We start from the raw sequence: 12,811 nt of genomic DNA on the forward strand, positions 1-12,811 counted from the left end.
TATTAAGTTTCTCCAGGTTTCGTTGACATCATCTTATACAGCTGGGTATCTTTTGGAAAATGATCATAAAACGGTAATGTGGTATCCCCAAATACCATCAGACCATATCCTTCTGGAGAGTTCACTACGTATTTTTCTTGTTCTTCTGAAATATCGAAAAGTCTAACTAATTGTGTACGGTCTGATTTTGCTTGATTCAGCATCATGATGAAATCACTATTCGACAACATCCGGCGAGCTAGATCGGACAATAACAATGTTTCGACGTTCTGAGTAATTCCTGTCGGGATCGCTCCCCATTTCCGCGCACGACTCCACAGTTCAAAGAAGTAATTCTCAGAATATTCATTTGTAAATAAAAGCTGCATCTCATCAATGTATAGCCACGTACGAACGCCTCGTTCACGGTTAGTCGTGATTCGATTCCATACTTGGTCCAACACGATCAGCATGCCCATCGTTTTCAACTGTTTCCCTAAATCCTTGATGTCATAGATCACTAAACGTTTGGTGATATCAACATTCGTTTCAGCTGAAAAGACTGACAAACTTCCTTCAATGTAGATCTCCAGATCCATCACTAATTGTTTCGCTTCATCTTCTTCTTGTTCTTTTAAAATATTATAGAAATCAATGAATGTTGGTGTACGATCGCCCAACACTTCATAAGTACGACGACAAACTCGGTCAATCAGTGTTTTTTGTGTGGAACTGAGTCCTAATGCGCCACCGATGATCAAGTCGAATAATGAAATCAAAAATTCAGATTTTAGTACAACGGGATCGGTGTCATCGCCATAGTTCTCGTTGATATCCATTGGATTGATCGTTGTCGGTGAATCACTGGAAATTTTTATGATCTCGCCATTGAAATTTTGACCGATGACAGAGTACTCTCGCTCGGGATCAATGATGATCACTTCATCTTCTGCATCTCGTAAAAGTACGTTTACGATTTCGCGCTTTACCGAGAAACTCTTACCAGACCCCGGCGTTCCTAGAACGAAGCCATTAGGTGCTTTTAATAATTTTCTGTCTAGCGAAAGAATATTTTTTGAAATCGCATTGACACCATAGTATTTTCCGTTTTCTTGAATCAAATCTGAAATCGTGAATGGAATAAAAATGGCGGTACTCGCGGTTGAAAGTGTTCGATCTAATGGAATCGCATTGATTCCTAACGGCAATGTCGCATTCAAGCCATTTTCTTGCATAAACTCTAGTTCAATCAGTTTGAAACCAAAGCGTCGACAAACAGAATTTATTTCATCGTGGACTTCAGCTAATTTTTCTGTTGTTGGTGAATGGAAGTGAATGGAGCCCGTGATCGCATACAATTTTTGTCCTCTATTTTGTAGATCATCCACCAGACCTTTTGCTTCTGTTAAGGAATAAGAGAGTTCATAAGAAAGCATCTCAAAATCATAACCACTTTGTAACGCCTTCTTTTGCTCATCGACTTTTTGTTGTTCCATAAAAGCTAATTTTGTCTTCACTAAATCAAACGCTTCATCTTGATCCATTGGTTCAATATGTATCGATACAACGATTTCCCGTGGAATTTCTAACATTTCAAAAAGAAAAGTATCTGATAATTCAGCAGGGTATTCTTGTAGATATAATGTTTTCGCATAGTGATCATCGATTTTTAAGTAGTTTTTATTCTCCTTAAATTCCATGACTTCAGGCAGTACCTCATTCACTTCTGACTTAGTCGTCTTGTCATTCGTTAATAGGATCTCTGCCATCATATGTAATAATTTTGTTTTTTCTACCTTTTTTGCCTGACTGCCCAAACGACTGGCAAACATTTCAAAACGATCTGCAACCATCTCTAATTCTTTTTGTGCAATCTCTAATGTAGGATGTTGTTGCACAAAGGTAAATAAGATCGTCTTCTTGAACCCATTTTTTTCTTCATCTAACTTCCTTGAAATGACTTGATTCATTTCTTCACGATATGAATCAAGGAAATCATTTTTTGCTTTGTAATAAAGGACCGATTGCAAATCAGCAAGCGGCCGCTTCTTTTTATATACAGTCAATTGCAACTTCGTCTTGCTACTTAATGAATTCAAAAAGTCACAATACTGAGAGAAAATTTCAATTTGATTGTCGTCAGAAGACAATTGATAGTTGATATCTTGTAATTCAAGTGTCAATGAATAGGTAAAGTCATCAATTTTGCAGATGCCACTATCATAAATATCTTCAAACCTAAATGTATCTCTAAAAGGATCGAGGTCTTCTTTCTTCTTAGGTTTAGGTTTACTAATAAATTGTTTCTCATCATCTTTTGATTTTTTTGTTGGTTTTAACGCCTTAAGCGCTTTTAGCTTCATCATGCTTCTTGCCCGCCTACATCTTCAATTTCTTTATTTATTTCTTCCTTGGGCTTCTTTTTTCGTGTACCTGGTGCCACGTGATACTTGAAAAATTGTTTAAGATAGATATCAAATGTTAAGCCATTCCTTTTGAACCATCCGAATGAGACGATTGGAATGGACGAAAGGATCATAAACCAGCTCGTGATCTCCATAGGGATTTTTAATCCTGCGATGAAAATCAAACTAATCAAGACATTTACTCCAGCTGCAATAGCTAAACAAAGCAGCTGCTTCAAATTCATTCCTGCAATCACTTTTTCCTTATATTCTTTAATATCCTTTGGTATCTTTACCTCAACTGCCATAGTTCCTCCTTACGATGCTGACATCAATGTTTTTGCCCATCCTTTAGTTTTGTTTACAGAAAGCAACAGTGCAATCATGTAAACTGTTAAACCTAAGATGATTCCGAAAATTCCTGATCCGACTTCTTCCATGATTCGATGGAAGATCGTTGGATAAATCACCAATACTAATGAAATAAATGTCCCTTGTAGTCCCAGAGCAGCAAAGTTTTTGAAAAATCCTTTGCTCATTTGAGAAAACTCCTGACTTGGCAAAGCACTCATCGGAATTGGGGCCATTGCACAAAATATATACATCTCCAAAAAGCGGAGATAAATGGTTACTTGAACTAATACGCGAACAACAAGTGATGCTAAAAATAAGATACACATCACGAGCAATACGACTAATTGCGACCACCAACTTAATTGAGATACTGCTTGTCTCACCGCATCTGCTGTATCTCTGACGGCGGAAGCATTTCCTATCTCTAAAATTCTAGTGGTTAAATTACCAGCAATGATCACCATGCCATCCAGAATGTCCTGAATCCTTAAAATAACTATGTAACAAATGACAAATTTAACAAATGCTTTGATGATCATCTCAAATCCTAGCATAGGAGCTCCACCTGCACCTTCAACTTTCGTTGAGATCTTCTGAAACTCTAAAAGAATAAAAATTGCTAGAATGGATAAAGCAAGTGGCCCAACTACGTGTTGCTGTAGTCGTTCCACTAAACTGTACGCATCATATATGTAACTTCGTAGATCCATTCCCAAAACGTTTTTCAAATCATCCCCATTAAGGAATGTCATGATTTGTTCAAAAATAGACATAATTGCAGATTCCATATGCTATACTCCTAATCTTCTCTTTGGCGTTACAATTATGGTAAAAACGAACCAATGTTGAATGAAGTAGCAAACCAACCTGCAGCAACTAGAATCAATCCACCACCAACGATCTGCCAGATTCCTTGTTGTAACTGAGGACCATTCTTATCTTTCAACGCACCGGCTAAGATAATCGTTCCCCAAATCAACCATAGACCGCCACCAATTAATGTAAACTGTGAAACCAAACCAAATACCTGTTCTAATAATTGTGCATTCATAATTTTTTTGATCTCCTTTGTGAAAGTAATTTTTTTATTTTATTTCATAAATTTAGTATATGCGAAATTCTCTATTTATATGTATCAGTTATTTCTATCATAAGAAATTTTAGAATAAAAGCACATGGAATCCTTTAAAAAAATAATGTTAAAAAGCTATTTATCAAGGTGATTCTAATGATATAGATGCGATACACCACTACAATTAACCAGCTATAAAAAAATTGATAAAACGTTATTCTTTCGGTATTATTTCTCCGTTCTTTCTACATACGACGAACTTTTCCCAGTCTGTTCTCCTCTGTGTACTTTTATTACGAAATAAAAAACACCACACTCTCTGTTTCCCATTCGAATGAAGGTGCTTTTATTCGTTACTGTAGAGAAGTCAACCTTCGTTCAGTTAGGCAGATAGATTTCGTTCATACATATAGGAATCTGTTACATCCCCTAACTTCTTATAGTGTTTATGCTTCATGATATCGTATTTCTTTGATAAAAACGGATGAACTCCTCGAATTTTTAATATACATTCCTGACCTTTAAGACTCGCCACTTCATCCGGGTCCATCAAGTTTCTTCCTAGTTTCTGGAAATTCTCACTAAAGGAACCATTGCTACCTTTCGTAACACTTGTATTTCTTTGCTCGATCGTTTGTTTCCCTAGCAATTTTGAGATATATTCATGAGTACTTTGTTCCATTCCACCTAAATATAAAAAGACATCACTTGTACCAATGATTGTTTCCCAAGTATCTTTATATAAGGTTTTTAACTGACTGATATTTTGTAGAATGACATTCGTTGAGATTTCACGACTTCGAATAACCGAAATCACTTTTTCAAAATCAGGGATTTGCCCAATATTGGCAAACTCATCTAGGATACAACGTACATGGCAAGGCAATCTTCCTTTATAAAAGTTATCTGCTTTGTAAACTAACATATCAAATAATTGCTGATACATCATGCTGGCTAAAAAGTTGAAACTGGTATCTGTATCAGGTAGTAAGATATAGAGAATCGTTTTGACATCGCCGACTGTATCTAGTTCAAGTGTATCTTGTGACACTAGCTCCTTGATGCTTGGGATATCAAATGGTGACAACCGCACGCCTAGACTGACTAAGATACTTTTCGTCGTTTTATCACCAGAAAGTTTAAAAATCTTATACTGTGATACCGCAAAGTTCGTCGGATCTTTTTGTTCCAACTCATTGAATAATATATCTAAAGGACTGACATAGCCAGGCACATCTTCTTCGATATCAGCTAAACGTACTAATTCGATCACATTCCCTAGCGTTCGATCTTCTGCGGTCACTTCTTGGATCAGATAACTGAAAATAGCCATTAATAGCGCTGTTTCAGCCTTTTCCCAAAAGTCATCTCCACCTTTTTTATCTGGATTGGTCGTATTTTTGATCAGATTGTTTACGATTTTAAGAATATCATCCTCTGTTTGAATATATTGAAACGGGTTATACTGATGGGTATCTCGTCGGTTGATTAAGTCAAAAATCTTGATTTGATATCCTGCTTCTTCAAACATTTTGCCTGTTTCAGCTAATAATAAACCTTTAGAATCACTGACTACATAAGAGGAATGCATTTGCATCAAGTTCGGTTTCACATAGAAACGCGTCTTACCACTACCTGCTCCTCCAACGACAACGACATTTTTATTACGGTTGAAATTATCGTTACGTGTGATTTTCATACGGCCAGACAACGATAAGCTCTCGCTCTTCGTCAACAAAATATTGAAGTCTTTTTTCTTATCAAGAAATGCACGGATATCGCTGTACTTCCCCCAACGCGCACTTCCGTATTCTTCATTAGGACGTGTATTCTTTTCGTCAAACGTCTTATATAAAACAAAGAGTATATAGGAAATAGCAGCCACAGCTGCTATCCCTAATGACCTCAATTCATATTCAAATCTTGGGGAAAATCTGGAAATTTCTTCAAATGTTCGGTTAAATGCTGTTAGTAAATTATCTGCAAATGATAAATTCCCAGTATTTTCTGCTAAAAATAAATAACCAACGCGATTACCAAAATAAAGCAGAATACTAATTACTAACACATGCACTACCATAAGCTGCCGGGAATTTTTCAAATTTTTTTGTTTCCTTTCTGTTGAAGTTATTTTTATAATTGTGTGGTTCTAGTTTTCTTATTATTCTGAACTTTGGCTTGATTCTGAGCTTGTTGAGTACGTGCTAAGCTATTTCGTTGAGCGGACATATCCAATGAGTTTCTTCTCACTACTTCAAAGCTTGCCTGACGCCTCTCGTTTGGAATTGTACCTGGGAAACTTGCACGACGTTCGATTGTCGGATTCCCCCTGTTTGTCAGTGTCACTGATTCTTTTGATCCAGATGGTGTTGGGTCCACCTTCGCCTGTGATGTGCTCGGCTGAGGTTGATTGCTCTCTCTTGGTTTCATCTCTATGACTTTCGAATCTTTTGTTATCTCCGAAGTTCGTTCAGATCTTTCTGTTGTTTTTTGTTGCTCATTGGTCTGGACATGTTCAGGTGCTTTCGCTTTTTCATCAAGACCAGCAATCGCAGTTACCTTATCCCGAAATTCTTTTGAGTCTAAGGTTACACATTTCCCTTTCTCCTGGACATCTAATCCTCGCTCGTTGATTTTTTCTGCATGTTCTAAATTCTCTTTTTTGGCTACTTTACTTTCAATTCGTTTGAAAACAAACTTGTCTAATAACTGGACACCTATTCCGATGGCAACACCAATCAATGCTACCGCACCTAATTGTAGTAAGAATGGTGCAGCCATAGTAGTCGCGAGTGCTGGTACAAGAGCGGCTACGGCAAACATGCCCCCTACCCCTAGAGCGAGCGGTACTGCCAACATGATGAATAAGGACATTTTATTTTTCATCACATAATCGAACGCACGTTTAGGTGCACGTTTCGTATATTCCCACGCACGTTTTAACCTTGATTGTTTCTCTTCGATTTCGACTGTGTTTGGCCCTTCTTTCGTTGCGCCTTCTTTGGTTACCCCGTCTTTAGTTGGTGCTTCCATTGTTACAACTTTTTCTTTGCCTTTTTGTTCCTTAGAATCGATTCCCTCTTTTGTTACCTCAGATTTCTCTATACCTTCTACCAGTTTCTCATTTACTGGTGTGGCATCTTTCGTTTGTTCTGCCGGCTGTTTTTGCTTTACAAAAGGCATCTTTTCTCGGAATTTCTGTCGAGCGATCGTCAACCCACGAGCAATTGGACCAAATACTTTCGGGTATTTTTGGACTAATTTATTGAATAATTGAGGAATTTTCTTTTTCGCATAAATAATTGCTTTTGAACCAAAAAAACTGGCAGCAACAAAACCCACGATCGCGTTCAAAAACTGCTGACCAAAGATAGCCAAGGAAGTCGACGGTAAGATAGAACTTATCCAAGACATACCAAATGGTAACATCGCAATTGGCCAAAGATTCAATAACCAACGCGCAGCTCTGATTTTGTGTGAATTACGGAAAAAAGATTGTTTCAACTTTGAATGATCTAATCCATTCAATTCTTTCGTTTGTTCTTTTATCCCACGCGTTTCTTCTTGCAAACTTTTGATATCGGCGTCCATCTGTTTGATACTTTTAGTAGGAAGGTCTTTCATCATTTCTTGCGTTTTTGCCGGATCACTTAAATTTATTTGGATTGCATTTAGTGTTAGTTTATCGTTTTCAAGGCGTTGCTTTATACCGGCATGTTGCTCGGGTGAGATTCTATCGCTTTTCCGTGCACGCTTTAGCAATTCTTCATAATTCTTTATTCTTGCCTTTAATAGTTCCTCTTTTGATTGTAAATTTTCAATATATGCTTGAGCAAGCTCTGCTTTTTTGCTATCAAGATTCTCAGTGACAACAGGTTCTTTTTTCGGTTCTTCAACCACTGGTTTTTTTGGTAATTCTGGTGTTGGTTCTTTGACGATTGCGTTGACATCGATCGGATGGGGTGGCTTTTCAGCAACCGGGCGATCGATTTGATCCTTGCTTGCTTCCTTTTTTGGTTCTTCGACGATGATCGGCGTCGGTTCACGCTCAACCTTTGGTGAAGCAATCGTTGCTTCTTGGGTAGTCTGACTTGGAGCCGTTGTTTCCTTCGCTTGCTCTGCTTTTTCAAGTATCGGCTTGATGATTTCCGTATCAACTTTCTCGCTGTAGGCAATCAGTCCTTTTATCTCAGCAATTTCCGTTTTGTATCCTTCTTTGATTGCGTCAATCCCTTGCCATTTTGAGACTAATACTGCTGGTGAATCATTTAGTGTTCCTGCAAATTTAGTGAACGATTCTGCACGTTGTATTGGTGGCTGTGGAACAGGTACCAATTGTTCCACAATTACACCAGCATTAGTTAATTGTACTCGCAAATCTTTCTGGATATCCTCAATTTGGTTTACTTTCTCTTGCGCTGACTTAACCTTCTGACCCAGTACTTTTTTATTGTGATTTTTTAAAGAAGTTCTCTCTGTTCTTAGTTCATTAACCTTATCGTCTTTTTCTTTCAGTTCCTTAGCCTGATTATTCATATCTAGTCTATATTCTTCTTTATAGAGCCTTCTAAGATAAATCAAGGGATCAAGTTCCTTAGAATTCTTTGTTGACTCGAATACCTTCTGCTTAAGTTCAGGATCCATTAACTGGCTCTGGTACATTTGCATGTTTTTTTGTTCAGTGAGCAATGTTCCTTGTTTCGTAGCATAATCAACATCAATTTTCTTTTGTTTCTCAGGAGCAATCGCACCGATTACTTTGAGTACCTCTATATCGCGTTCCAAACGAGCAATTTCTTGTTCAATATTGTTACGCTTCAGACCTTTAGTGAAGTTCTCTAGTTTCTTTGTGAACACTTCATCAAATACATCATCGAATTTGAGCCCTCGGCTTTCTTGTCTGATTATTTCATTATTAGGAGAACTAATGATTTTGTTGATTGCATTGGAATTATTGTATGCAAAGATGTTCAGAAATGTTTCATTGAGCTTACTAATATTTTTACTGCTATCTATAAGCGGTTTTTCTTCTGGCTGCTGTCCTTCTACTGGCTGACCTTCTGTAGACTTATTTTCTGTAGCCATCTTTTAAACCCCCTTCTTTCTCATTTTTCGATTCGTCATCTTGTGTGTCCTGTCGCTAGCGATTGACTGGAATGGAGACCACGTAGACTCGCTCGTTGTTGCGCTTGTGACATTCGTGTATTCAAGCGGCTTTCTTGTGAAATATTTGAACGGGCCGCTGTACGCTCTAGGCTATTGTTCTGTTGAGGTGTTATAGTATCTTCACGTGAATTTTTGAGCGCCCTTCTTTCTCTTAGTTTGCTCCATCCCTTTTTACCCATCTTAACGATCAACCTGCCAAGAGTCTTACTAATCAACCAAAGTGCTTTAAAAGCCAATTCTGCTGCTTTGAATGCTGCACCATAAACAGTAAATAATAAACAAATTGCTAACTTATTCATTTCACTTTCAGCTCCCTTTATCCAAATATACCTCACTTAATCAACGCTAAACGGCGTGTGTATTAAGCGTACCTGAGTTTTGACTTCTCCTATTATCTATTTTTTCAAAATTGATAAAAAGATGAAACAACCTCCCAACATAACGATTCTTGTCAAGAAGAATACAAACACTGCTCGAAGTTGTTCCAAAAAATAGATGTCGGTACTTTCGAAATCTTTAATATTTCGGAAGTAATCCGATCAAAATTCAAGGATAGATCGGTTAAAATCAAGTCATATTGATTGATCAACTGGTAATCGATCGAAAAAACGTCTTTTTCATAGATATCAATATTTTTTAAAAACGGATGCTTATGTAAAATCAAATTTTTATATAGAAGGGATAAGCCCATCTCTTGAGAGCTTAATAATAAAATCGACTTTTCTTGTATTTTGGGTTCGATCATTCGTAACAATTCATTGGAAGAAATAATCAATTCCAGTAATAATTCTTTATGTAATAGTTTGCTTTGTTCGACAAAATCTAGTTGGGCGATCCGCAATGATTTTTGATAGGCTTGCCAGATCTTAGGATTGTTCTCCATCATTTTTTTATAAAAAATATCGGCATAGCTTACTTTAAAGATTGCTAGTTCTTTATAAAAATTGATAAAGTCAAAAAAGTATTCGATCTGACCAGAATCGATCGTCATATCAATTGCTAATAAACTGTAAAAGCTTTGAAGAAAACTTTTGATATTCTGTACTAATACTTGGTCGCGATGTTGCACCTCTGTAAACATCAACCCAAAGTAAGAGGTAAGGATATTTGAAACATTTTTATGTGTGACATTGAACTTGTATTTTTGGTTCATCAGTGTGCAAAAGACTCGATCACTTTGAATAATTTCTAAGATCGTCTCTACGATCTGCTCATTGTCAATCAAATCCTTCTCAGGAATAATATGGTTATTTCCAATGCGGATAATCGATGAGTAGATATAATACACCGAATAAATCACTTTAGGAGTGCTAACCGTCCTTTTTTGTGCTTTTAGACAACGGCGGAGCATCTGATAGATCGTATCAAAATAGGGAAATTCCTTGACTTTATAAATTTCCTTGAACATACTAGCAAATAATCGCCGGATCTCAATTTCATTTCCAGTAATCGTTAATTTGTTCTCTAAATTGATTTGGATATTGATTTTTTCTTTCAAGAAATATGTATTGATTTTCGCGACGATTCTACGAATACTCGTTTTGCTTAAAAATAATTTCGTCGCGATTTCAGAAAGCGAAGGTTCTGAAATAAATATGTACTTTAAAATTTTTACATTTGTCGAATTATTAAGTATCCTTACAAATATATCATCTAAATTCAACTTCTTAGGTATCGAAAGCGACACCTCTTTATACTGATTCGTTTCAATCCGAGCAGGAAAACAAGCGGTATTGAAACTATCGATATCTGCAGCAATCGTTTTGTCTGTAATACTCAATTCCTTAGCCAAATCACTAATATTCGATGATTCGATATTGAGTAAGTAAAGCAATGAAATTTGCCTTTCTAATTGTTTTTCAAGTACACCCATAGTCAACAAGCTCCTTTCTTTTAAAAAACCTATAATGTATCGTACAGCTTTTTCGATAATTTCATAATATTAGTTTTTCTGTTTTACAAAAAACAAGTTCAAATATCAGATTTTTAAAATGATATAATGTAGGTTTAATAAATAATACAACCAGACGACCAAAGACGTCTATGTTATCCTTAATTCTCTTCTGATTGGTTCATAAAAAGCGTTACGTGGAAATAAAAAAACATCGATCGGAAATATTCATTTTTATGGCTAACAATAGTGAACTTTAGTTATTTATCCTACCATCTTCCGTTTTTTTATAGAAAAAGGAATTATTAAATAAAAAGAACAATTTCACTTTTAAATAATCAACTATTATTATAAAAAGAAAAAACTCGAATAATTAGAAAAGTATGATAAAATAATGTTTATAAAATGAACAAAGGATGTGAAATAACAGATTTTCTAATTTTAGAAGATCTGAAAAGTATGATAAAACGAACAAATATGCTTGAAAAGACTTCTGAAAGACAAATCAAATTAGCTTTACTCCTAGGGATGGCTGCCATTGACTGTACGACATTGGCGGAGCAACTCGAGGTTACAAAAAAAACATTATTAACTGATATTGTGTTTTTTAACCATACATATGCACCAGTGTGTATTAATACGGATCAGTATCAAGTGGCTTCTTTATTATTGCCACCTGAGATCAATTTAGAAGATTTGATCAAACAAATCCTCAACCAATCGACGAATGTCCAAATATTACAGATGATCTTTGAAGTAGAGCCAACGTTATCCAAATTGGCAAATAAATTATACCTAAGCGAAACAAGTATTCGCCGGATCATCGCAAATATCAATAGTTATTTCTGTGAGATCAATGCGCCTTTATCGATCCAGATCTCATCGAAACTCCAAATCATTGGGGATGAACAATATATCAGGCAATTCTTCTGTAGTATGTTTCGCGAGCAATTTACACCACAGCAATTGCCACATTTTTATCACATATTCGATGTTTTGCAGCGTTACTATAAGAAACAGGCAACGCCTAAAACAATTAGTACATATAAAATCATCATCAATAGTTTTTATCTTTACACAGCAATCATTCGTATTGGACAAGGTCATCTGATCTCAGAGAGTAAGGGAAATCCAATCAATGATCCTTCTTTTTACGATTTAATAAAAAATAATACGGTATTTTGTTCGATCATTGAAAAAGAATATGGGTTCAATGTGACATCAACGAATGTATCGAATCTATTAGATCCAAAAATCTATTATCCTTGCATTCAATCAACAACTGGCAATCATGAAGAGTACCAACGTATTCAGCGATTCTCGGAATACTTCTATCGTTCGTTGTCTCAAGACTTTTCTTTGAACTCGGAAGGTATCCAGCAATTAAGTGAGCTGATCAATTACAATAAAAACCGACAATTTTTTAAAACAACCTATATACAGATTTTATCTGAAATTCTATTTACACATTCACCACAGATATTAAAGGCATACAATCAAGCCATTGATCACGCTGGTTTATTGACGATCAGACGAAATCAATTACTCTATGAAGAGTTATTACTCGAATTGATTTCTTTATCGCCTTCGTTGTTGACAACCGTTTTTCCTTACAAGAAAAAGGTATCTATTTTGATTGTGTCCTATCAGGAAGAAAGAACCCTTGCATTGTACAAGCAATTGTTATTCAAAAAAATTCCTGCAATCCATATGATCCATACATATACTGACAATATCTTTCAAGTGAACTACGATACAGTAAACCAATATGACTTAGTTTTAACAGATATCGAACTGAATCAAGCAAAAACCAAAGCAAAAACAATTAAAATCTCTAAAATACCAACGACTTCTTTTTGGAACAATATTGAAACAGTACTTTATCCATAGTTTTACTCACTAAAAAAAGCAGACGGCTTGCGTCTGCTTCAGATTGTAGACAAA

Annotated in this window: 9 protein-coding genes; 1 reads left to right on the forward strand and 8 read right to left on the reverse strand. The window is 36.0% G+C overall.

All coding sequences use genetic code 11. From position 1 onward, the window contains the following. Window positions 1-2: 2 nt before the first annotated feature. The 8 genes from JZO83_RS11105 to JZO83_RS11140 all read right to left on the reverse strand — a co-directional run bounded on the left by JZO83_RS11105 (window position 3) and on the right by JZO83_RS11140 (window position 10,849). Complete coding sequence (locus JZO83_RS11105; protein WP_206858513.1) at window positions 3-2,345, reverse strand: VirB4-like conjugal transfer ATPase, CD1110 family; 2,343 nt, start codon at window positions 2,343-2,345, stop codon at window positions 3-5. Further along, window positions 2,342-2,692 carry a PrgI family protein gene (locus JZO83_RS11110; protein ID WP_207115785.1) on the reverse strand — a complete coding sequence of 117 codons (351 nt, stop codon included), beginning with the start codon at window positions 2,690-2,692 and terminating at the stop codon, window positions 2,342-2,344. Before JZO83_RS11110 ends, JZO83_RS11105 begins: the two co-directional genes overlap by 4 nt. Window positions 2,693-2,701: 9 nt before the next feature. Next, window positions 2,702-3,526 carry a hypothetical protein gene (locus JZO83_RS11115; RefSeq protein ID WP_206858508.1) on the reverse strand — a complete coding sequence of 275 codons (825 nt, stop codon included), beginning with the start codon at window positions 3,524-3,526 and terminating at the stop codon, window positions 2,702-2,704. A 35-nt stretch (window positions 3,527-3,561) separates the two neighbouring features. Continuing rightward, window positions 3,562-3,789 carry a hypothetical protein gene (locus JZO83_RS11120; protein ID WP_019722809.1) on the reverse strand — a complete coding sequence of 76 codons (228 nt, stop codon included), beginning with the start codon at window positions 3,787-3,789 and terminating at the stop codon, window positions 3,562-3,564. A 403-nt stretch (window positions 3,790-4,192) separates the two neighbouring features. Continuing rightward, on the reverse strand, window positions 4,193-5,890 hold the full coding sequence (locus JZO83_RS11125; RefSeq protein ID WP_206858546.1) for a VirD4-like conjugal transfer protein, CD1115 family: 1,698 nt from the start codon (window positions 5,888-5,890) through the stop codon (window positions 4,193-4,195). 53 nt (window positions 5,891-5,943) lie between these two features. Beyond that, entirely contained in the window at window positions 5,944-8,895 is a 2,952-nt protein-coding gene (locus JZO83_RS11130; protein WP_207115786.1) for a hypothetical protein, read from the reverse strand. A gap of 35 nt (window positions 8,896-8,930) precedes the next feature. Continuing rightward, a complete protein-coding gene (locus tag JZO83_RS11135) occupies window positions 8,931-9,275 on the reverse strand; it encodes a hypothetical protein (RefSeq protein WP_207115787.1) in 345 nt (114 codons plus the stop codon). Window positions 9,276-9,427: 152 nt separating this feature from the next. Beyond that, window positions 9,428-10,849, reverse strand: a complete 1,422-nt coding sequence (locus JZO83_RS11140; RefSeq protein WP_206858500.1) for a helix-turn-helix domain-containing protein — start codon at window positions 10,847-10,849, stop codon at window positions 9,428-9,430. Window positions 10,850-11,326: 477 nt separating this feature from the next. On the opposite strand from JZO83_RS11140, the gene JZO83_RS11145 reads away from it, so the two are divergent. Next, a complete protein-coding gene (locus JZO83_RS11145) occupies window positions 11,327-12,757 on the forward strand; it encodes a helix-turn-helix domain-containing protein (protein ID WP_206858487.1) in 1,431 nt (476 codons plus the stop codon). Window positions 12,758-12,811: the final 54 nt, after the last annotated feature.

The sequence above is a fragment of the Enterococcus sp. DIV1298c genome, from assembly GCF_017316315.1.
GTDB lineage: Bacteria > Bacillota > Bacilli > Lactobacillales > Enterococcaceae > Enterococcus_B > Enterococcus_B mangumiae.